This is a genomic window from Rhodovulum steppense, assembly GCF_004339675.1.
Classification (GTDB): Bacteria; Pseudomonadota; Alphaproteobacteria; order Rhodobacterales; family Rhodobacteraceae; genus Rhodovulum; species Rhodovulum steppense.
The window spans coordinates 105,778-126,351 of record NZ_SLVM01000005.1; the positions used below are offsets into that span (position 1 = coordinate 105,778).

General features: G+C 67.1%; 19 protein-coding genes. 3 read left to right on the forward strand and 16 right to left on the reverse strand.

The features are described 5' to 3' along the window. Positions 1 to 2: 2 nt before the first annotated feature. The 12 genes from EV216_RS04760 to EV216_RS18570 form a co-directional block, all read right to left on the reverse strand. A complete protein-coding gene (locus EV216_RS04760) occupies positions 3 to 686 on the reverse strand; it encodes a CIS tube protein (RefSeq protein WP_132693924.1) in 684 nt (227 codons plus the stop codon). A 3-nt stretch (positions 687 to 689) separates the two neighbouring features. After that, on the reverse strand, positions 690 to 863 hold the full coding sequence (locus tag EV216_RS18150; protein WP_165899148.1) for a hypothetical protein: 174 nt from the start codon (positions 861 to 863) through the stop codon (positions 690 to 692). Next, positions 863 to 1,321, reverse strand: coding sequence for a phage tail protein (locus EV216_RS04765; protein WP_132693925.1), 459 nt, complete (start codon positions 1,319 to 1,321; stop codon positions 863 to 865). Before EV216_RS04765 ends, EV216_RS18150 begins: the two co-directional genes overlap by 1 nt. 2 nt (positions 1,322 to 1,323) lie before the next feature. Next, positions 1,324 to 1,764, reverse strand: a complete 441-nt coding sequence (locus tag EV216_RS04770) for a phage tail protein (protein WP_132693926.1) — start codon at positions 1,762 to 1,764, stop codon at positions 1,324 to 1,326. Positions 1,765 to 1,788: 24 nt separating this feature from the next. After that, entirely contained in the window at positions 1,789 to 3,954 is a 2,166-nt protein-coding gene (locus tag EV216_RS04775; protein WP_132693927.1) for a cadherin-like domain-containing protein, read from the reverse strand. A 13-nt stretch (positions 3,955 to 3,967) separates the two neighbouring features. Beyond that, positions 3,968 to 4,702 (reverse strand): hypothetical protein, encoded by a 735-nt coding sequence (locus tag EV216_RS04780; RefSeq protein WP_132693928.1) that lies wholly within the window; start codon positions 4,700 to 4,702, stop codon positions 3,968 to 3,970. After that, positions 4,699 to 5,277: a Pvc16 family protein gene (locus EV216_RS04785; protein ID WP_132693929.1), complete on the reverse strand. Its 579-nt coding sequence runs from the start codon at positions 5,275 to 5,277 to the stop codon at positions 4,699 to 4,701. The genes EV216_RS04780 and EV216_RS04785 overlap by 4 nt, the downstream gene beginning before the upstream one ends. 147 nt (positions 5,278 to 5,424) lie before the next feature. Next, the gene (locus EV216_RS04790) at positions 5,425 to 6,039 is read right to left on the reverse strand and encodes an ABC transporter permease (RefSeq protein WP_132693930.1); all 615 of its coding nucleotides are present in this window, start codon (positions 6,037 to 6,039) and stop codon (positions 5,425 to 5,427) included. Then, complete coding sequence (locus tag EV216_RS04795; protein ID WP_132693931.1) at positions 6,036 to 7,700, reverse strand: transporter substrate-binding domain-containing protein; 1,665 nt, start codon at positions 7,698 to 7,700, stop codon at positions 6,036 to 6,038. Before EV216_RS04795 ends, EV216_RS04790 begins: the two co-directional genes overlap by 4 nt. Next, complete coding sequence (locus tag EV216_RS04800; protein WP_132693932.1) at positions 7,697 to 8,473, reverse strand: class I SAM-dependent methyltransferase; 777 nt, start codon at positions 8,471 to 8,473, stop codon at positions 7,697 to 7,699. The genes EV216_RS04795 and EV216_RS04800 overlap by 4 nt, the downstream gene beginning before the upstream one ends. After that, on the reverse strand, positions 8,473 to 9,633 hold the full coding sequence (locus EV216_RS04805) for a transporter substrate-binding domain-containing protein (protein WP_132693933.1): 1,161 nt from the start codon (positions 9,631 to 9,633) through the stop codon (positions 8,473 to 8,475). Before EV216_RS04805 ends, EV216_RS04800 begins: the two co-directional genes overlap by 1 nt. A 160-nt stretch (positions 9,634 to 9,793) precedes the next feature. Continuing rightward, the gene (locus EV216_RS18570; RefSeq protein WP_243641967.1) at positions 9,794 to 10,168 is read right to left on the reverse strand and encodes an eCIS core domain-containing protein; all 375 of its coding nucleotides are present in this window, start codon (positions 10,166 to 10,168) and stop codon (positions 9,794 to 9,796) included. On the opposite strand from EV216_RS18570, the gene EV216_RS18575 reads away from it, so the two are divergent. Beyond that, the gene (locus EV216_RS18575) at positions 10,163 to 10,600 is read left to right on the forward strand and encodes a hypothetical protein (protein ID WP_165899144.1); all 438 of its coding nucleotides are present in this window, start codon (positions 10,163 to 10,165) and stop codon (positions 10,598 to 10,600) included. The genes EV216_RS18570 and EV216_RS18575 overlap by 6 nt on opposite strands. Positions 10,601 to 11,061: 461 nt before the next feature. After that, positions 11,062 to 11,259 carry a hypothetical protein gene (locus tag EV216_RS18155; protein ID WP_165899150.1) on the forward strand — a complete coding sequence of 66 codons (198 nt, stop codon included), beginning with the start codon at positions 11,062 to 11,064 and terminating at the stop codon, positions 11,257 to 11,259. Between the two features lie 142 nt (positions 11,260 to 11,401). Here EV216_RS18155 and ileS read toward each other — a convergent pair whose 3' ends face one another. The 3 genes from ileS to EV216_RS04830 all read right to left on the reverse strand — a co-directional run bounded on the left by ileS (position 11,402) and on the right by EV216_RS04830 (position 17,701). Further along, on the reverse strand, positions 11,402 to 14,404 hold the full coding sequence (gene ileS / locus EV216_RS04820) for an isoleucine--tRNA ligase (RefSeq protein WP_132693981.1): 3,003 nt from the start codon (positions 14,402 to 14,404) through the stop codon (positions 11,402 to 11,404). A gap of 178 nt (positions 14,405 to 14,582) precedes the next feature. Beyond that, a complete protein-coding gene (locus tag EV216_RS18820) occupies positions 14,583 to 16,274 on the reverse strand; it encodes a YcjF family protein (RefSeq protein ID WP_165899151.1) in 1,692 nt (563 codons plus the stop codon). Beyond that, on the reverse strand, positions 16,271 to 17,701 hold the full coding sequence (locus EV216_RS04830; protein WP_132693936.1) for a YcjX family GTP-binding protein: 1,431 nt from the start codon (positions 17,699 to 17,701) through the stop codon (positions 16,271 to 16,273). Before EV216_RS04830 ends, EV216_RS18820 begins: the two co-directional genes overlap by 4 nt. Positions 17,702 to 17,807: 106 nt before the next feature. Between EV216_RS04830 and truA the strand changes: the two genes are divergently transcribed. Beyond that, positions 17,808 to 18,602, forward strand: coding sequence for a tRNA pseudouridine(38-40) synthase TruA (truA, locus tag EV216_RS04835; protein ID WP_132693937.1), 795 nt, complete (start codon positions 17,808 to 17,810; stop codon positions 18,600 to 18,602). A gap of 148 nt (positions 18,603 to 18,750) precedes the next feature. On the opposite strand, the gene EV216_RS04840 is transcribed toward truA, so the two are convergent. Then, entirely contained in the window at positions 18,751 to 20,382 is a 1,632-nt protein-coding gene (locus EV216_RS04840) for an alpha-D-glucose phosphate-specific phosphoglucomutase (RefSeq protein WP_132693938.1), read from the reverse strand. Positions 20,383 to 20,574 lie beyond the last annotated feature (192 nt).

Consider the following 20,574-nt stretch of genomic DNA (forward strand, 5'->3'; position numbering starts at 1 on the left):
CGCTATCTCATCGGCGGAAAGCGGAGGAGCGTGTTCGGTTCAAGAACCCGGAAACAGTCCAGATCGTTGAGCCGCGCGATTTCGAGATACCTGCCCGCATCGTTGTAGATCTGCTGGCAAAGAAGCGGCAGCGTATCGCCCTCGCGCACGCGCACGACATGGGTCAGGTCGGGCGAGTTGCGGGCAGCATCCCGCGCTTCCTCGGCGGCCGTGGTGGCGCCGAGGAAGGACAGCGCCGCCTTCGCCCGCAGCGCGGTGCCATCGGGATGGAACAGCGTATAGTCCACAGACATAGAGGTGAGACGGCCGAAGAATGCCTCCAGCCCGCGGCCCCAGACCACCTTTACCGGATTGGGTTCATGTGTGTCGCCGTCATAGTCGTAGACGATCTCGCGCAACTTCTGAAGCTGGGCACCCACGGTCGTCTTGTCGGTGTCGGGCACAACTCCGGTGCCGTCGAGATGGATGGTGAAGTCCATCCTTTCGGACTCGGCATTCTCGAATTTTGGCACCGGAGCCGCCTTGCCGACGGGGCGGCTGCCGCGGGTTGTGCCGGAATAGTTGATCCCGAACTTGTGGGAATAGGATTCAGGGTTGATCGTGGCCTCGAAGGTGTTGGCCGCGCCGCGCTGCTCGCGGATCTGGTCGTTCTGGATCTTGCACCGGATGATCTTGAGCTTCGCCATCGCCTAGCGCTCCCTCGCCCGTCGCTCTGCCTCGACCATCATGTCCTGCAGTTCGGCAACCAGTTCCTCGCGAAAGAGCCGCAGGCGCTCCTCCAGTGCCTCGTCGTCCGCAGCGGCCCGTGGGCGCGGCTGTCCGAAGCTTCCCCGCACAACGAGGCTGCCGATCTCGATGGTCATCAGAGTTTCCTTTTCAGCGTCGCATACGCCAGTTCGATCGTCTCGAGGGCCAGTTCGTTCTTCATCGCGTCGAACGTGCCCACACTCCACTTGACCGGGTAGGCACGGCCGACCGACCAGCTTGCGACAGCCTCGCCCTCGCCGTCCAGCAGGGACACGATCACATCCTTGGGCATGATCGGCTCGGCCAGGTCGTTCTCGATGCTCGCCTTGCACCACGCGACCAGGCCGCTCGCCGCCGGGGTGAGCCCCCGCTTGAGCCTGAGCGGTGAGGGCCGCGCCGGTTTCGGCAAGAGATGGACGAACCGATTCTCGCCACCCTCGACCACCGCCTCCGTATCGATCCCGCTTTCCAGCCCCGACACTTCCTGGAAGGCAGCGTCGGAAACGGACGGCCCGGCACCCGCGAAGGACACCGCGAACTGGAATGCGACGGGTCGGTCTGCAAAGTCCGTCATGTCTAGGCGGGTTTCAACGTGACGCCCTCATGCGCGATCTCGATCGTCTCGACGGCGACCTCGTTGCCCTCGGCCTTGAGATCGGTGCCGGCGACCTTTACCGGAAAGGCCCGCTCGACCGTCCAGACGAAGACCGCGTTATGCTCCTCGTTCAACAGCGAGATTGTCAGGCCCTTGCGTTCGGCCGCACTGCCGACATTGGTCGTGAACCAGTCGAACAGCGCATTGTCGCCGCGGAACATTCCCTTCTTCATGGTGATGTTCGAGAACTTCTTGAGACCGGGCATCTTCTGCACCGAGAAGCTCTGGTCGTTGCCGGCGCGGTATTCGATGGCGGTGGTTTCCATGTCGAGGCCGGAAACCTCCTGAAAGGCCAGTTCGCTGCCCTCCCACTCGACCTTGAAATGGAATTTCGGAAGCGGCCAGGGTGTCTGGTCTGCCATGTCTTGTCTCCCTTTCTACCCGGCTCAGGATTTCTGCATCTGCTGCTGGAATGTGATCTCGATGAACTCGGCAGGCCGGGTCACGGCGACCAGGACAGTGATCCGCAGGATGCCCTCCAGAATGTCGACGGGCGTCATGGTCTCGCCGAGGCCGACATGCACGCTGAACGCATCGTCGGGAACCGCGCCGGCCAGCCCGCCCTGCTTCCACACGCTGGTCAGGAAGTTCTCGATCAGCGAGCGCATGGTGACCCAGGTGGCCGAGGTGTTCGGCTCGAAGACATAGGCCTTGGCGGCCAGCCGGATCGATTCCTCGATCATGATCATGGTCCGGCGCACGTTGATATAGCGCCAGTCGAGGCTGTTGCCGTCCAGCGTGCGCGCGCCCCAGACCAGCGTGCCCTCGCCCACGAAGGGTCGGATCGCGTTGATCGACTTGCCGGTTGTCGAGACGTTCAGGTTCTCCTGCTCGGCATGGTCGATATTGACCATGGGCGCGACCACGGAATTCATCGACACATTGGCCGGGGCCTTCCAGACGCCGCGGGTATTGTCGACCATCGTGTAGATGCCCGCCAGCGCGGCGGCTGGCGGCATCGCGTTCATGTAGGACGCGATCTCGTTCATCACCTCGGTGTAAAGCGGCACGACCGCCCTCAGGGTCTTGTCGATGGTCGCGGGAGACGGTCCGGCAAGCCCCGTGCCGGTGGCCTCCCCGGCCATTAGCACGCGCAACTCCTGGGGTGCGGTCGGCGTGCCTCCGACCTCGATGGTGTAGCTTGCCAGCGCTGCGGGTCCGGCAAAGGCGGTTTCCGGCGTGAACTTGACCTTGCCGTTCTTCGCCACCGACCAGATGCCCGCGCCGGAAACGGTACGGGTCTTGCCGCTTTCGTCATCGGCGTCCAGCAGCTTGACGCTGGCCGCATCGCCGTCCGGATGATCGGAGGAAACGTCGATCTCCACCGCGGTCTGCGCCGCGATCGCGGTCGCGTCCAGAAGCCCGCCCACCACCTCGACACCGAGGGTCAGCGCATCGGTCGCGATCTCGTTCTCGTCGGTCACGACAAGGTCGAACCGTCCCGAACGGCTCTCGCCATCATGGACGAAAGCGATCTTTCCGGCTTCAAGATCGGCCTGGGTAAAGCTTGTGGCGTCCTTTCCGTCGAGTTGCAGCTTGCCGGCCATGGCGCCGGTATCCGACTCGACCGTATAGGTCAGCCCCTCCGCCGCGCTGTCGTCATCCTTGGCCGAGATATCTGCCGTGGTCAGCGCGACGGTGCCGCCCTTGGGCACCGAGATCGTGAAATCCCCGCTGACCACGGGGGCACTGATCCGCCGGATCTCGTCGGCCAGTTCGGCCACCCGGCCTACGCTGCGCTTCATAAGGCCGATCAGCGCCTGTCGGCTTGGAGGATCTATGTTCTCATAGGTGAAGTCGCGCGACTGGAAGATCGACGTATTGACCCAGGGGTAGTAGGCCGCGCCGAAATCAAGGTCGTTGATGCCGATGTCGTTGCGGAAGGTGGCCACCGGATTGCCCAGAGGATCCTGCTGCGGCAGATGCCCGCCCGAGATGTCGAGGATCGCGAAGCGGTTCTTCATGGCGGTGCCACAATGCATCAGCATCGCCTGCTGCACCTTGACCGCGTTCTGTCGCACCAGCCGTGTGGTCTCGGGGATCACGACCATGGTGGGCTCGGGCTCCTTCTTGAGCCGGTCAATGGCGGCCATCATCCTCTCGGCGTCGATATCCTCGCCGTAGCCCCCGATCGAGGTGACGTAACATGCCCCGCCGCCATTCTGGAAGAACAGCCGCATCGCCCCGTAAAGCGCATAGGCTGGGTTGATCTGGATCAGCTCGTACTTTTCCTCGCCGCGCGGGCCGCGGGTGATGAAGCTGGCCCGCGGCAGCGCGGGCGGCTTGTCCGCGCCCTCGGCCGAAAGCGGCGAGATGCCGTCGAAAGCCTTCCACGGCTCGATCTTGAAAAGCGGCTGCGGCGGGCCGCCGAAATAGCTGTGGAACTCGGACATCGACGAGATGCGCCATGGCGTCATCTGCAGCGACACGTTGCCGTTGCGCGCCATTTCCGTATAGCCAATGAAGGCCGGTACGGCTGTGGCCACCTGCACGACGGAATTGGGGAAGGCGTTCTTCTCGACGATGTAGACGCCGGGCGTTTTCATGACCATTGGCGGCTCTCCTCTACCATACGGTGACGAAGATGTCGGATTGCAGGCAGGCAGCGCCGCCCGGTTCGTCCGGATTTCTGAAACCTGTCCCCGCTGCGGGAAGCACTGGTATGACGGTCTCCGGGCCGAAGGGGCCGGGTCTTTGGAGCGCAAACCTCTCGGGCGGCCGAGCGCGCGCGGCAATCGGCACAGCCGAGCGCAGGACATGCGCGGCGGTGCCGTCGGGAAGCGTGCGCGGCCCGAGAGCGTCGAATTCCACCTTGCCCGTGGGATCGAAGACGCTGAACCCCGACCCGGACTCGCCCCCCGTCACGACATAAGCCCACAGGGCATCCACCGCATCGAAACGCAGGGTCACCTCGCGCCCGCCCTCCTGGGGAAGTGCAATCTCGGCCCGCGCCAGCCGCTTCGAAACCATCTGGGAGATCTTGCCCGCCCGAAACAGGTCAACATAGGCTACGTCGTCGATGCCTGCCGGGATCTCAAGCAGCGACACCTCGTTCCAGTCGGCCCCTCGGGTCACGGCAAACAACTGGGGCGCCTCGGCCACCAGGTCGAGCGTCACCGAGGCGGGGCGATCATCGGCCCGATCGGCCAGAACAACAGCCTCCACACCTCGCCACCGCAACAGCAGGCCCGCCCGGTCGAACCCCGCCGGATCGGCAGGCATCACGGCGACGGGAACCCGATCCACACCGTAATAGGTATGCGCCAGCTTCAGAGACAGGATCGGTGCATAGGTCGTCACGCCACATCCTCCCGCGGTTCGACCCGGCTGCCCGGCCGGGTGACCAGCGGCGCCACACCGCCCACCGCGGCTGCGTCTATGATCACCGAACGCATCTTGAACATCACCGAGGGCACATAACGGCCACCGAGATTGCCCCAAAGCTGACCGAGTTCCTCGATCCGAAGATTCGATATCTCGATGCTGAGCTGTTCCAGACCCGGAGGCATGTCGGGCGTGGTCTGGGGATTCATGACCGGGCAGGTCTGGAAGAACATCATCGCCGCGGACATCAGCTTGAGCCCTTCGAGATAGGTTTCGGGATCGTGGCCCGAGGCCAGCATGAAATAAATGTCGAGATGCAGCGGGTGCGCGCGCGTCACTTGCCCGCCTTCCGGCTTCAACGGTCGGCGGGGGGTCGCGTCATGGGCGATGTTCACGAGAAAGAGAACCAACCGGTTGCGTGCCTCCGCAGCCGGCTTGCCCTCGGCGTCGGATAGCGGCGACAGGACAACCAGATCGTCGGACACCCGGTATCGGGCGGCCAGATGCGCGTTCAACCGAGCGGTGACAAGGCCGAGCGCGCCGTCGATCATGGGACACGCGGACAGGGAGGCGCCTGCGACCGCCAGATCGGAGGTTCGTTCCTGCGGTGGTACACCTGTCCCTCCCTTAAACCGTTCTGGTTTTGCAACCAGAGTAAGAGAAGCCATTAGAAAAGCAAGAATTCGTTAGGCTCGCCCTCACGCCCCCGCCGCGCGCCTCCGGAACAACCACAGCATCAGACCGGAGATGGCAAGGCCGACGAGGATGAACCAGGCCGAGACGTAGAGATAGGTCGCCAGCATGAAGACCGGGCTGTCGTCGCGCGCGAGGATCAGGTTCGCGCGCCCGACGATCTCGTCGACGCCGATCACCGAGGCGGTGGCGGAGGCCATGATGATGATGAGGAAATACTGGATCCAGGCGATGACGAAGGTCTCTCCGGCGCCCGCCGTGCCGGTCTCTCGCTGCTGGAGATAGCCCAGCGTCTGGTCCGAGGCGAAACCGACCACCGGCAAGGTCAGTGCCAGCGCCGCCTTGAGCCAAACCGGCACTGCGACGATGCTGTCGCCGATCTCGATCTCGCTCGGCAGCATGAAGGCCATGTAGTAGAGAAGCACGAAGCTCGGCACATTGCGGCAGACATTGGTCAGCACATGTTCGGCACGCAGAGTCGCCCGGAACCGCCGGAAACGCAGCAGGCCCAGCGCGGCCCCGACCAACGTGCCCAGTCCCATCGACACCGCCGAGATCAGCAGGTTCCTCGCGAACCCACCGGCGAGAAAGGGTGTGCGCTCGATAAGGATCTCGATCATCGCCGCGCCTCCCCGCCCGGGGCCAGTCGGTTCCTTGCCAGGCGGAACAGCCAGATCACGCACAGCACGAAGACGAAGTAGAAGACAAGCAACCCGTTCATCAACGTGCCCTTGTCACCGCCCTCGGCGACCAGCAGGTTCACGGTCGAGACCAGTTCCGTCAGCGCGATGGCACTGGCCATGCCGGCGGCCTTGATGATATTCACGCAGGTCGCGACCAGTCCGTCGAAGCACCGCCGGATCGCCTCCGGCAGCAGTGCAAGGAGTTCGGCGTCGGGCGCTCGCAGGCGCTCGTGCTCCAGCGCGTGCGACAGCAGGACCGCGTTGGTGGCGCCGGCATAGGAGGACAGGATGATACCAGCGGTGACGAAGCTGCCGGGTGTCACGATCCCGGCATTGGCCATCAAACCGCCAAGGGCGAAGAAGACAATGTAAAGCTGGAGGATCGGCGGCGTCATGCGTGCCAGCACGATGAAACCGCGCAGCGGAAGCCGCACGACCTGCCCGATCGGACCCATCCGGCGCGCGCGCGCGTCGATCAGGCCAAAGCCGATCCCAACCGCGAGCCCCCCCAGGATCGCCACAGAACCAAGCGCGAGCGTCAGGCCCAGGCCGCGGACCAGCCGGGCGCGGTCATAGGCATCGTAGAGCACCCGGAGGTCAATGCCCGCCCGCTCGCGCAGCGCCGCGGCCCATTCGGGCAGATCGACGGGCGCGCCAGTCGCAACGGGTTCCATCTCGAAGAGGCAATCTGCCGGAAAGCGGCCCGTGTGCGGATCCCGGGTGCAGAACGGCATCCCGTTCTCGACCCGTGACCACGTCTTGTGCAGATCACGCAGGAATTCGGTCTCGCCCACCCACCATTTGCGCTGCAGTTCCAGGATACGCCCAGTCGCATGCCATTCGCCCACCATGTCCGCCACGAAGCGTCCCCATTGGCCGTCGCCCTCGCCACTGGCAACCGCGACGGCCCAGGGCACGTCGAGGATGGTGGGGACGATCACGCCGAAACCAGGCTCGTGCTCGGTATGTACGAGTTGCGCCAGCGCCGTGTCGTCAAAGGCCCAGCCGACGCAGCGGCCGTACTTCAACGCCAGGCGCGCCTCGCGGTTGCCGGGGAAATACTGGCCCTTTAGCCCGAAATCGCGCTCCAGCGTCCGGTTGAAATAGGCCCCCTGGGTCAGGCAGACCGGCGCATCCCTCAACGCCTCCCAGCCCGAGAGGCCAAGATCGGTGCGACCATAGACCACGACCCCGCTGGAATAGTAGTTCGGTTGGATCAGGTCGGCCTGGTGCCGCCGCACCTCGGTATCGCCCATGGTCGCGATGATCAGGTCGACCGAGCCATCGTTCACGCGCCCGATCCGGTTCTGCGCGCTGACGACTTCGAGTTGAAGCCCGACGCCCAACCGGTCGGCAATGTCGCGTGCCAGATCGGGCTCGATCCCGACGATGGCATCGGAATCCGGATCGGGATTCACCATTCCCCACGGCGGGTAATCGGCCTTTACCCCCACGATCAATGTGCCACGCTTCAGGATATGGGCCAGTCGGCCATCCGGATTTTCCGGCGCCACCGCACGGAGCGCATCAAGCGGCTGGGCTGCGGCGAATCCGGCCCAAGCGATCACGAGCAGCAGGAGCAGCACGAACCGGCTCATGGCGCTGCCACCGCGAGGATTCCGTAGCCCAGCCGGGCCGGACAGACCGGCGTGAGAAACCGCTCGACCCCGCGCAGGACCGGATGGTGCAGAAGCCAGCTCTCGGGCAGCACGCTCTCGGGGCGCATCTCGCATAGCGTGAACCCGGCCCGCCCCAGTTCGTCGGCCAACCCAGCCGGGTCGTAGAGTTGGTAGGGCAGAATCACGCTGGTTCCGCCCAGAACCCGCCTGTAATGGATCAGTCCACGGGCTGCGATCCCGGCGCGGGCCTGCTCGCGTCGGAAACGGCGCAGGCGGTTGGGCACAGAAACGATCAGGCGCCCGCTCCCGGGGCGCAGCAGCACGCGCATCTGCATCAGCGCCCGCTGCCGTGCCGCCGCCTCCTCGATATGGCCAAGCACGCCGAAGAGGCACAGGATCACATCGGCCGGGCCGAACTCGGCCATATGACGATCAAGATCGGCAGGATCGGGTCCAAGAATGGCGAGATCGTCCCAGCCGAACGCAGCAGCTTTCCGGCGCAACAGCGAAATCGCGGCCGGGCTGATGTCATAGCCTGCCGCCGTACCGACCCGGTCGCGCAGAGCCAGCAGGTAACGCCCGCTGCCGCAGCCATAGTCGATCACATGTCCAGAGGGCGGCAAATGGTCCATGACCAGGCGCTGCGTAGCGCGGTTCGGCCCAGGATAGCGCCGGTCATAGCAGCCGGAGTCGTAATAGAGCTCGTAGGATCGGGTTACCGTGTCGGTGGGGGGAAGGCGCGACGCGTCCATCAGTTGGGCGCCACGGCACCAGGTCCAAGGTAGGCCTCGATCCGCCTGCGCCAACCCGGATCGCGCATGTCCTCGATCAGCGCGCGGTCGATCGCAGCGCGCAGCTCGGGGCGGTCACGCGCGATGGCCCAGCCATAGGGTTCGTTGAGGTAGACGCCGGACTGCACCTCGACGCGGCCCCTGTACCGGTCGAGCCGGGAGAGATAGCTGAGCGCGATCCAGTCGCCCAGCACAGCCTCGACCCGGCCCTCGTCCAGTGCCCTGACCGCCTGCGGCCAGCCCGGATAGAGCAAGCAGCCCGTGTCGGGGGTAGCGTCTTCCTCGGGAACGCAGACGGCCTGCGCCTGCAACAGCCCCTCGGCGGCATATTGGCGGACCAGGAACTGCTGCGCGGTCGAGCCCTCGAGCGTAGCGATCCGCATTCCGGGCAGGTTTTCCGCCGACACGGTCGAACTCGCGCCGATCGAACCCACGAAGGCCGAGGTCAGCACCCCGAAAATCGTCGCCGACAGCACCGTGCCGACCACCGCCATGAATATCTCCAAAAGTCGGCCGAGCAACGTCTTGAAGCGATCGCCCAGCCCCTTGAGACCGGTCGTGCTGACGACCGCCTCGAGCAGCGTCGTCAGCCAGCCCTGATCCTCGGCACCCGCGCCGTCGCCTCCCCGCCCTTCATGGCGCAACGCCAAGCGCAGCAACGCCGCGAGGAGCAGATTGGCGGCCAGGAAGATCAACAGCGCCTTGACGACTCCGGGCTGTGTCACCGTCTGATAGATCACCCGCGTTGCGGTTTCGAAATCTATGGCGCTGGTGCTCGACACCGCAAGCGTCAGGCCCGATTGCAGGTATTGCTGCGAGAAGTCGTAGCGCTGCATCCGCGGCCCGGTGATCGTCAGCGGCGAGATCACCACGTCGACCAAGCCGTCCTCCAGCGCCGCTTCCTGGTCGGCAATGCTGCGACAAAGCACGATCTCGCTGCTCGACATCGCGCCTTCGGCGATCAGTTCGTGCTCGACCGACGTCCAGATGTCAATGGCAAAGCCCTCGGCAAGGCCAGTGGGCGACATTGCCGAAAAGGGTGGCGCGTCGCGGATGCCGACTACAACATCGACGTCGCGGATGGGCAGATCGCAGGCCGACGCGGATGCTGCTACGAACATGGCTAGGAGCAGGCCGCCAAACGACAGGAGCGTCGAACATGGATGAAACAAGGGCCGTGCTCCTGCGTGAGGGGCGGTGAGGGAACACGAAACCTGCAACCGGAATACAGCCCCGGATGAAACAATTCAACTTAGACAAAATCAAGCCCGACAGCGTCACTCAGTCCCGCTGCAAGCCTTCCTGAATCGCCCGCGCGCCCATCGTGTCAGCCTCCCGCTCCAACGCGGCGTCGTCATTGACGGGCTGCCCGGCGACCTCGCACGTTGCTGCGACCCGACCTTCGGCCTGCTGCACGACATGCCAGGCCTCATGCGGCAGGTGCCGTTCCTGGCCGGGGGCGACGTGAATGTCGCTGCCCTGTGCGAAGGCATGGGCCTGGACCGCACCCGGCCGATCGGAATTGTAATGCACGCGCACCCCGCTCATGTCCCGACCCGAAAGGTTCTCGATCCCGCTGCGCAATTGCGTCGGCAGTCCGGATGCGGCGACCGAACGGCCCTGCAGGGGTTCCTCCTCCTCGCCCACGCGTTGCATCGCCTCTCCGGCGGCATCCGCGCGCCGCTTCATCTGAAGCTCTTCTTCCTCTTCGATCCCCTGTCGCTGAATCGTATCGGCCATCGCCTGAAGCTGTGCGAGGGCGCGGGCCGCGGGGCTTCGGTCGGCCTGATGCTGAAGCGCATCGACGGCATCCGCCTCGACGTGCCCCCTGAAACGCCTTGGTGCAGGCCTTTGCATGACCGCGCGTTCAGATGCGAAGATGGGCGGCATTCCGACGTCTCCTGCTTCCGCCCCTTGATAGCATGGAAAGATGCCCGGGTCATCTTCCGTCGCGCAAACATGAAGATCGCATCGCCGACCACAGGCCACGCCCGGGCCAGCAACGCGCTGGCATCCGTCGACGAGAATGGCATCCGGCCCTACCGAACCGCCCCGGCTTCGCCGGAGCGTGAGACATTCGAAGGATAAGTCCGATGACAGGGCGGGGAGTCATCCGACCTTGACAGACGCAAATTGCGAACGCGGTGGTCTGCTGTTTCGAAAGAACCGCGCCGATTGCACCGAACTCTGGTCGTTCGCCCGACGATCTGCGTGTCGGGTGTCGGCAGGCCGGACGCGACGGCAGGCAGAGTGCTGGGCTAGCGAAGTTCGAAATGGACCGGATCAGGGAACCGGAGCGCAAGGTCCGGGAATTGCGCACCGCCAACGGGATCCCGAGGAAGGGTGAGTCAATGGAGCGCCATTGCCGTTCGCAGGCATTCTCGGTCGGCAGCTTTCACCTGCTCAACACGTGGAACGGTTGATCAAGGCGATGGCATTACAGGGGGGGGTGCGGGGCAAGACGGTCAACACGACCGACCCCGATGCGGCACAGCCCTGCCAGGACGACAAGGGAGCCGCGCCTTCGCGACCGCCATCCCGAACTGGCCTTGGATCGACGGTGTCACCTGTGCCTGTTTCTGGCAGGGCAGCGGCGACGCTACCGGATGTTGTTCGATGCGCAGGATATCCATGCTTTCGTCCCCAATCTGGCCGATGTGACCGCCGATTTCCTCGCCGCCAACGCCCCCTACCACCCCGTCAACGACGGCCGGATCGCCACACTCGGGCACGCGCCGTCCCAATAGGCCCCGCAAGACCCCGGGTCAGCCCCTTCTTCTGGCCGCAAATATCCCCGCCGGAGGCGCCGCGCGCGGCACGCGCGCGGCCCGGCCCAACCCCGGGCGGTCGGCGCGCAAGCGCCGCGCGGCCCGGGGGCGGGAGTGCCCCCTAACCGCCCAACGCCGCGTTGCAGCGCGCGCAGGTCCCCCGATGGGCATGCCCCCCCACATCGGGCAGGATCTTCCAGCAGCGCTGGCATTTCTCGCCCTCGGCCTTCTCGAAGACCACGCCCACGCCCGGCACTTCGGGCAGGCGGAAGGCCTCGTTCGGGCTGGGATCGGCGGTCAGCAGGATGTCCGAGGTGATGCAGAGATCGGCGAAATCGACCGTCTTCAGCGCACCCAGCACGGCGGCGTCCTCGACATGCACCACCGGCGCGGCCTCCAGGCTCGCGCCGATCACCTTGTCCCTGCGCTGGATCTCCAAAGCCGCCGTCACCACGCGCCGCGCCTGCCGCACCCCTGCCCATTTCCCCGCCAGCGCCTCGTCGCGCCAGGCGGCGGGCGTTTCCGGGATGTCCTCCAGATGCACCGATCCGTCCTCGTCCGGGAAGCGCGCAAGCCACACATCCTCCATCGTGAAGACGAGGATCGGCGCCAGCCAGGTGGTCAGCCGGTGGAACAGCAGATCCAGCACACTGCGCGCGGCGCGGCGGCGCATGCTGTCGGGCGCATCGCAATACAGCGCGTCCTTGCGGATGTCGAAATAGAAGGCCGACAGATCCACGGTGCAGAAGTTGAACAGCGCCTGGAACACGCCCTGGAAATCATAGCTGTCATAACCCTGCCGCACCCGCTGGTCGAGCTCGGCCAGACGGTGCAGCACCCAGCGTTCCAGCTCGGGCATGTCCTCTGGCGCGACCCGTTCGGCCTCCGAGAACCCGGCCAGATTGCCCAGCATGAAGCGCAGCGTGTTGCGCAGCCGCCGGTAGCTGTCGGCCACGCCCTTCAGGATCTCGGGCCCGATGCGCAGGTCCACCGAATAATCCGACTGCGCCACCCAGAGCCGCAGGATATCCGCGCCATATTGCTTGATGACATCCTCGGGCGCGACGGTATTGCCGAGCGATTTGGACATCTTGTTGCCCTTCTCGTCCAGCGTGAAGCCATGGGTCAGCACGCCGCGATAGGGCGCCCGCCCGATGGTGCCGCAGGCCTGAAGCATCGAGGAATGGAACCAGCCGCGATGCTGGTCCGTGCCCTCAAGGTACAGATCCGCAATCCCGTCCGCCGCCCCGTCCGCCCGGTCGCGCAGCACGAAGGCATGGGTCGAGCCTGAATCGAACCACACATCCAGCACGTCCATGACCTGATCGTACGCCTCGGGGTCATGGTCCTGTCCAAGGAACCGCGCCTTCGCCCCCTCGGCATACCAGGCATCCGCCCCTTCGGCCTCGAAGGCCGCCACGATGTGCGCATTGACGGCCGGGTCGCGCAGCAGGAAATCGGGATCGGTGGGTTTCGCGCCGCGCTTGACGAAACAGGTCAGCGGCACCCCCCAGGCGCGCTGGCGCGACAGCACCCAGTCGGGGCGGGCCTCGATCATGGAATAGAGGCGATTGCGCCCGGTCTGCGGGGTCCATTTGACCAGTTGGTCGATCGAGGTCAGCGCGCGTTGGCGGATCGTCTCGCCATAGCTGCCCATGCCATCGTCCAGCCTGTGGTCGACGGCGGCGAACCATTGCGGCGTGTTGCGGTAGATCAACGGCGCCTTGGAGCGCCAGCTATGCGGATAGCTGTGTTTCAGCTTGCCCTTGGCCAGCAGCGCCCCGGCATAGGCCAGTTGCTTGATGACCGAGACATTCGCCGGGCCTTCCTTGCCCTCGGGCGTCAGGATCGCCTGCCCGCCGAAGATCGGCAGATCGGGCCGGAACGAGCCGTCTTCCAGCACGTTATAGGTCATCGGCAGGTTGTATTTCAGGCCGATCTGGTAGTCGTCATCGCCATGGCTGGGCGCGGTATGGACAAAGCCCGTGCCCGCGTCATCGGTGACGTGATCGCCCGGCAGCATCGGCACGTCGAAATCCCACTCGCCCTGCCCGCCCTCGATGCCGCGGAAGGGGTGGGCCAGCGTCAGCGCGCCGAGTTCATCGGCGGTCACGTCGCGCAACCGCTCCAGCTTGGCGCCCTTCGCGGCATTCGCCACGCTTTCGGCCAGCGCATCGGCGAGGATCACGGTTTCACCGGTCTTGGCCGTGCTGCCCTCGGCCGCCTCGGTCACGCGGTAGAGGCCATAGGCGATGTCCGAACCGAAGCAGACCGCGCGGTTCTGCGGGATGGTCCATGGAGTGGTGGTCCAGATTAGGACAGAGGCACCCTCCAGCTGTCGCATCTGTTCGACCCGAGACCTTTCACTCCCGATGTCTAGCTCTTCCTCATGCGCCCGAAGCCACATCTGACGGGCTTCAAAAGACTTTCGAAAATCATCGAATGTCGGCAGGTTAACCACCGGAAACCTCACCCAGATCGTGTGGCTCTGGTGGTCGTGATATTCCACCTCGGCCTCGGCCAGCGCGGTCTTTTCCACCGGCGACCACATCACCGGCTTGGAGCCCTGGTAAAGCGACCCGTTCATCAGGAATGTCATGAATTCCTGCGCGATCACGGCCTCGGCGTGGAAATCCATCGTCAGGTAGGGATCGGCCCAGTTGCCGGTGATGCCGAGGCGCTTGAATTCCTCGCGCTGGATCTCGATCCAGCCTTCGGCGAATTTGCGGCATTCCTGGCGGAAGGCGACAACGTCCACCGCGTCCTTGTCCAGCCCCCTGGCGCGGTACTGTTCCTCGATCTTCCACTCGATCGGCAGCCCGTGACAGTCCCAGCCCGGCACATAGCGCGCATCCTTGCCCATCATCTGCTGGGACCGCACGATGAAATCCTTGAGGATCTTGTTCAGCGCGTGGCCGATATGCAGATGCCCGTTGGCGTAAGGCGGGCCGTCATGCAGGATGAAGGGCGCCCGCCCCGTCCGTTCCCGCAGCCGGTCATAGACCCCGAGCCGCGCCCAGCGCTCCAGCCAGGCGGGTTCGCGCTCGGGCAGGCCCGCGCGCATCGGGAAATCGGTTTCGGGCAGGAAGACGGTATCGCGATAGTCGGGCGTGTCGGCGCACATGGGGGCGGTCCTCGGAAAACGGGTCATGCGATCTGTTGAAGGTTCGGCGCGACGGGTCAAGCGCCTTGTCCCGGCCGCCCTGGATCAGAGCGCCGGGCGGCTAATTCGAATGATGCGCATGCGGCCGGACGACATGGGCGGGCTTATAGGCCGCGCGCGCCGGGCCGTAAAGGGCGGCTCAGGCGTCGGATTTCGAGAACAGCCCGGTCAGCGCGCGCTTGACCAGCGCCCCGACCGAGGGGCGCTTGAGCTCGCGGAAGGGCAGCGGGCGACAGACCTCCATCGCGGCGACGCCGACCCGGGCGGTCAGTGCGCCGTTCACCACGCCCTCGCCGAACCGGCGCGAGACGCGCGACAGCATGCCGCCGCCCGCAATCGAGCCCAGCATGTCATCGCCCACCGCCACCGCCCCCGTGGCCACCAGATGCGTCATCACCGCGCGACCCAGCCGGATCGAGCCCAGAACCCCGCCGCGCCCGCCATAGATCTCGGCAATCCGCCGGATCATGCGCAGATTCGCCACCATCGCCGTCGCGACATCGGCCAGCGCCAGCGGCACGATGGCCGTCACCGCGGCCACGGTGCGGGAGGCGGCCTCGATCTCGCGCGTCGCGGCGGCGTCGAGCGGGGCCAGCAACTCGCGCTCGGCCAGCCCCAGCAGCCCGTCGGCATCCAGGATATCGTCGCGCCGCTCCGTCAGCCGCTCGCGGCCCCAACTCGTATCCTCGCGGCGGGCATAAAGCGCCATCAGCCTGTCCAGCACCGCCCGCGCGGCCCCCAGATCATGCGCCGCCAGCGCCGCCTCGGTCTCGGCATGCAGCCGGTCAAGCCGCGCCAGCCGCGAGAACGCCGCCAGCTCGCGCAGCCCGATCAGCAGCAGCGCCAGCAGCACGCTGCCCGCCAGCAGCACGGCAATCCCGCCCAGAACCGGGTTGCGCGCGACCAGCCCGGTCACGAAATCCCATGCCGCCAGCGAGACGGCAAAGCCGATCAGCGCCGAGAGCGAGGCCCAGAAGAACCGCCCCAGCCGCGAGGGCGGCCGCGCGGCCAGCGCCACCACCGCCTGCATCGCACGCCCCTCGGGCAACGCATCGGGCTCCGGCACCGGCGGCGCGGAGGCAGGCGAGACAGGCGCCTCGGCCGCGTCCGCCTCGAACAGAAGCGGCGCCCTGGCCCTGCGGACCTCACGGCCCGCCGCGCTTAACCTTGCGTCCCGCTCCCGCTCCTGTTCCAAACGTTCCCGCTCCTGCCGTTCCTGTTCAACCCGCGCGCGTTCCAGCCGCTCGGCCTCTGCCCGTTCCCGCTCGACCCGCTCGCGTTCGGCCCTTTCGGCCTCTGTCCGTTCCCGCTCGACCTGTTCGCGCTCGACGCGCTCACGTTCCAACCGTTCTGCTTCCGCACGCATCCGCTCGGCCTGTTCGCGCTCGGCCCGCTCGCTGTCCGCCCTCTCGGCCGCAGCCCGCTCTCGCTCGGCCCTTTCGGCGTCGGCCCGTTCGCGCTCGACGCGCTCACGTTCCAACCGCTCGGCCTCCGCACGCGCCCGCTCGACCAGTTCTCGCGCCAGATCGGCCTTCTCGCGCTCGACGCGCTCGCGTTCCGCCCTTTCGGCCTCCACCCGGGCGCGCTCCTGCCGCTCGGCTTCGGCCCGTTCCCGTTCCTGCTCGATCCGCTCGCGCTCGCGCCGCTCCCGATCCAACCGCACACGCTCCAGCCGGTCCCGCTCGGCGTCCTCCCGCTCCAGCCTCTCGGCCTCCGCCCGCTCCCGCTCGGCCCGCTCCGCTGCCGCGGCCTGATCGCGCTGCCTGTCTGGCCCCGCGCCGGGCTTGTCGTCCTCGCCGTCGAGGTCGAAAAGCACCGGGCGGCGGGTCATCTCAGCCGATCCCCCAGCAGGAACTCGGCCGCCTTGTCCAGCCGGATATGGGGCGGCCCCTCGCCCGGGCGCAAGGTCAGCCGCGCGGGCGCAAAGCGCATCACCTCGTATTCGGCGTCCAGCCACGCCTCGGCCCCGTCCCGCGCCGCCTCCAGCAGGATACCCGGATCCTCGGGCAACTCGCCGGGATAAAGCGCCGCCTCGCGGCCGGTGTCCAGCAAGGTCCCGCGCACGCAGTCATAGCTTTCGCCGCCACGGGTGCGGGTCTCCTCCACCGTGGCGCGCAGCGCGGCGATCGCCATGGCGGCGGTCTCGGCACCCGCGAAATCGGCGCGGCGGCGGGCGTCGCGCATCAGGGCCTGCATGATCGCGGTCAGCCGGGGATGCTGGGTGTGGTGCAGATGATCGGCCTTGGTCGCGGCGAACAGGATCTTCTCGACCCGCCGTCCCAGCAGCAACTGGCTCAGCCAGGCATTGCGCCCGGGCCGGAACGCGCCCAGGATCTCGGTCATCGCGCGGCGCAGATCCTCGACCGCGCGGGGACCTGCATGGATCGCACCCAGCGCATCGACCAGCACCACCTGCCGGTCGATCCGCGAGAAATGCTCGCGGAAGAAGGGCTTGACCACTTCGGCCTTGTAGGCGCCGAAGCGGCGCTCCATCTCGCGCCAGAGGCTGCCGCGCGGCGTTGCGGCCGCGGGCTCGGGCAGAGGCGCAAAGGTCAGCACGGGCGAGCCCGCCAACTCGCCCGGCAACAGGAAGCGGCCCGGCGTGCAATCGGAAAACCCCGCCTCGCGCGCGGCCTGAAGATAGGCGGTGAACGCCCCGGCCAGGCCCTGGGCCACCGGCTCGTCCAGCTTGGCCGCCGGATCGACCCCGCCCAGCGCCGACAGGAACCCCGCCCCGCCGGGCCGCATCTGCATCCGCTCCAGCGTCTCGCGCGACCAGTCGGCATAGCCCTTGTCGAGCAGCGCCAGATCCAGAAGCCACTCGCCGGGATAATCGACGATGTCCACATGCACCGTGCGCGGCCCCGTCACGCTGCCCAGAAGCCGCCCCAGCCCGCCCGGCCGCACCTTGAGCGACAGCCGCAACTCGGACACCGCGCGGGTCGAGTCGGGCCAGTGCGGCGCCGTCCCGGTCAGCGCGGCCAGATGCGTCTCGTAGTCGAAACGCGGCACGGTATTGTCGGGCTGGGGTCGCAGATGGGCCGCGGTGATCGCCCCCGAGGCGGCGGCGCGCAATTGCGGCATCCGCCCGCGATCCATCAGATTGGCCACCAGCGAGGTGATGAAGACGGTCTTTCCGGCCCGTGACAATCCCGTCACGCCCAGCCGGACCACCGGCTCCAGGAAGGACTCGGACACCGAGGCGGCAATCCCTTCCACCCCGCGCGTCACCCCGTCGGCAATATCGCCAATGCGCAAGCTTGCTCCTTTCACGGCTCCGGCCAAGGTAAGCCCGGCGCCGCGCCCGCGCCAGCCCCGGGATAGGCGATTGCCAGGGAAGGATTGTCGCGGTAACGACCGGCCCATGCCCCGCTACGCGCTGAAGATCGAATATGACGGCACGCCGTTTTCCGGCTGGCAACGCCAGGCCGACCGCCCCTCGGTGCAAGGCGCCATCGAGGCGGCGCTCGCCCGGCTCGAACCCGGCCTGCCCGCCATCGCCGCCGCCGGGCGCACCGATGCCGGCGTGCATGCGCTGGGCCAGGTCGCCCATTGCGAGTTGCGCAAGGACTGGGATCCGTTCCGGCTGGCGCAGGCGCTGAACTACCACCTGCGGCCCGCCCCCGTTGCCGTGGTGGATTGCGCGCGGGTGGGCGATGATTTCCACGCCCGCTTCTCGGCCCTCGAACGGCGCTACCTCTTTCGCCTCGTCGCCCGCCGCGCCCCGATGACGCATGAGCGCGGACTGGTCTGGCAGGTGCCCCACCCGCTCGAACGCGCCCCGATGCAGGAGGCGGCAGCGCATCTGATCGGGCAGCACGACTTCACCACCTTCCGCGCCGCGCTCTGCCAGGCGAAATCGCCGGTCAAGACGCTCGATACGCTCGAGATCGAGGAACGGGCCTGCCCCGGCGGACAGGAATTCCGCTTCCACCTGCGCGCCCGCAGCTTCCTGCACAATCAGGTGCGCAGCATCGTCGGCACGCTGGAACGGGTCGGCGCAGGCGCCTGGCCGCCCGAACGGGTCCGGGACGCCCTTCTGGCCCGCGACCGCGCCGCCTGCGGCCCGGTCTGCCCACCCTCGGGACTCTTCCTCGCCGCGGTGGCCTACGACCCCGACCCCTTCGGCAACCCGACGCGACCGGCATTGGATATTTGAAACCAGAAGAAGAACAGGATCCGGCCCACCCTTCTCCTGGCCTCAAATATCCCCGCCGGAGGCACCGCGCGCGTCAGCGCGCGGCCACGCCCAACCCCGGACAAGCGGGCGCGCGCAGCGCAGCCCGCGCGGGCCGGGGGCGGGAGGGCTAGCTCACCACGTCGGGTCCGCTGCGGCCGGTGCGCGCGGTGATTCCCGCGATCTCGTCGGCGGCGGCGATGACCGGCGCCAGCACCTCGGATACCGGCAGGTCCAGCCGCCCGGGCGCGTCGACATACTCCTCCAGATAGACCCTCAGCGTCGCGCCCTCGGTCCCGGTGCCCGACAGCCGAAAGACGATCCGCGCGCCGCCCTCGAGCCCGATCCGCAGCCCCTGCCCCTCGGACCGGCTGCCATCGACGGGATCGTCATAGGCGAACTCGTCTGCCGCCACGATCCGCCGCCCAGCGGCCTGCGTCCCGACAAGCCCGGGCAGGCGGGCGCGCAGATCGTCCAGCATCGCCCCGGCAAGCCCCGCATCCAGCGCCTCGTAATCGTGGCGGGCGTAGTAGTTGCGGCCGAACTCCCGCCAATGCGCGCGCAGCATGTCCGCGACCGAAGCCCCCGTCTCTGCCAGGATGTTCAGCCACAGAAGCACCGCCCAAAGCCCGTCCTTCTCGCGCACATGGTCCGATCCGGTCCCGGCACTTTCCTCGCCGCACAGCGTCACCCGGCCGGCATCCAGCAGGCTGCCGAAGAATTTCCACCCCGTCGGCGTCTCGTATAGCGCAAGGCCGCGCGCCGCCGCGACCCGGTCGACCGCGGCCGAGGTCGGCATCGAGCGCGCCACGCCTGCCAGCCCCCGCGCATAGCCCGGCGCCAGATGCGCATTCGCGGCCAGCACCGCCAGGCTGTCGGAGGGCGTGACCACGATGCCGCGTCCCAGGATCATGTTCCGGTCGCCATCCCCGTCCGATGCTGCGGCGAAATCGGGCGCATCCGGCCCCATCACCAGGTCGACCAGGTCCTTCGCCCAGATCGGGTTCGGGTCGGGATGCCCGCCGCCGAAATCGGGGCTGGGGACCGCATTGACCACGCTGCCCTCGGGCGCGCCCAGCATGTCCTGAAGGATCGCCCTGGCATAAGGCCCCGTGACCGCATGCATCGCGTCGAACCGGATCGTGAAGCCGCCCGCGATCAGCCGCGCGATGGCGCCGAAATCGAACAGCCGCGCCATCAGCGCCGCGTAATCGGCAACCGGGTCGACGATTTCCACCACCATTCCGCCCAGCCGCGTGGCGCCAAGCTGCGACAAGTCCACATCCTGCGCCTCCAGGATGTCGTAGCTCTCCAGCCGCTGGGTCGCCGCGAAGATGCGCGCGCCCAGTTCTTCGGGCGCGGGGCCGCCATTGGGGCCGTTGAACTTGACGCCGAAATCCTCCTCCGGGCCGCCGGGATTGTGGCTGGCCGACAGGATGATGCCGCCATCCGTCCCGCGCTGGCGGATCAGGTTCGAGGCCGCGGGGGTGGACAGCAGCGCGTTCTGCCCCACGATCACCCGCGCCGCGCCGCCCGCCGCCGCCATGCGCAGGATCACCTGCGCCGCGCGGTCGTTGAAATAGCGCCCGTCGCCGCCCAGCACGAGCGTCTTGCCCTGCACTCCGCCGATCGCGTTCCAGACCGCCTGGACGAAATTCTCCAGGTAATGCGGCCCCATGAAGATGCGGGTCTTCTTGCGCAGCCCCGATGTGCCGGGTTTCTGCCCCTCGATCGGCCGGGTCTGGATCGTCCGTTTCTGCATGCCTGTCGGTCCCCTCCTGCCCGGCCACCCGCACGGGCAGGCGCGAGCATAGCGCCGCCGCCCCGGACCACAACCCACGCAGCCGTGACGGCCCCGCCCGGCCGCATGGCGTTGCCAAACCGGGCCGAAACGGGTGATTGATGCGCCCGGCGCCCTAGCTTGGGTGCCAGGGGATTCGCCGTGAAGGAGGCC

Coding starts and splice junctions, on each gene's coding strand:
- EV216_RS18570 (WP_243641967.1), bottom strand. CDS start 10,168: ATGCAACGCGTGGGCGAGGAGGAGGAACCCCTGCAGGGCCGTTCGGTC.
- EV216_RS04760 (WP_132693924.1), bottom strand. CDS start 686: ATGGCGAAGCTCAAGATCATCCGGTGCAAGATCCAGAACGACCAGATC.
- truA (WP_132693937.1), top strand. CDS start 17,808: ATGCCCCGCTACGCGCTGAAGATCGAATATGACGGCACGCCGTTTTCC.
- EV216_RS18150 (WP_165899148.1), bottom strand. CDS start 863: ATGACCATCGAGATCGGCAGCCTCGTTGTGCGGGGAAGCTTCGGACAG.
- EV216_RS04790 (WP_132693930.1), bottom strand. CDS start 6,039: ATGATCGAGATCCTTATCGAGCGCACACCCTTTCTCGCCGGTGGGTTC.
- EV216_RS04840 (WP_132693938.1), bottom strand. CDS start 20,382: ATGCAGAAACGGACGATCCAGACCCGGCCGATCGAGGGGCAGAAACCC.
- EV216_RS18820 (WP_165899151.1), bottom strand. CDS start 16,274: ATGACCCGCCGCCCGGTGCTTTTCGACCTCGACGGCGAGGACGACAAG.
- EV216_RS04770 (WP_132693926.1), bottom strand. CDS start 1,764: ATGGCAGACCAGACACCCTGGCCGCTTCCGAAATTCCATTTCAAGGTC.
- ileS (WP_132693981.1), bottom strand. CDS start 14,404: ATGTGCGCCGACACGCCCGACTATCGCGATACCGTCTTCCTGCCCGAA.
- EV216_RS04765 (WP_132693925.1), bottom strand. CDS start 1,321: ATGACGGACTTTGCAGACCGACCCGTCGCATTCCAGTTCGCGGTGTCC.
- EV216_RS04795 (WP_132693931.1), bottom strand. CDS start 7,700: ATGAGCCGGTTCGTGCTGCTCCTGCTGCTCGTGATCGCTTGGGCCGGA.
- EV216_RS04800 (WP_132693932.1), bottom strand. CDS start 8,473: ATGGACGCGTCGCGCCTTCCCCCCACCGACACGGTAACCCGATCCTAC.
- EV216_RS04785 (WP_132693929.1), bottom strand. CDS start 5,277: ATGATCGACGGCGCGCTCGGCCTTGTCACCGCTCGGTTGAACGCGCAT.
- EV216_RS04805 (WP_132693933.1), bottom strand. CDS start 9,633: ATGTTCGTAGCAGCATCCGCGTCGGCCTGCGATCTGCCCATCCGCGAC.
- EV216_RS04775 (WP_132693927.1), bottom strand. CDS start 3,954: ATGGTCATGAAAACGCCCGGCGTCTACATCGTCGAGAAGAACGCCTTC.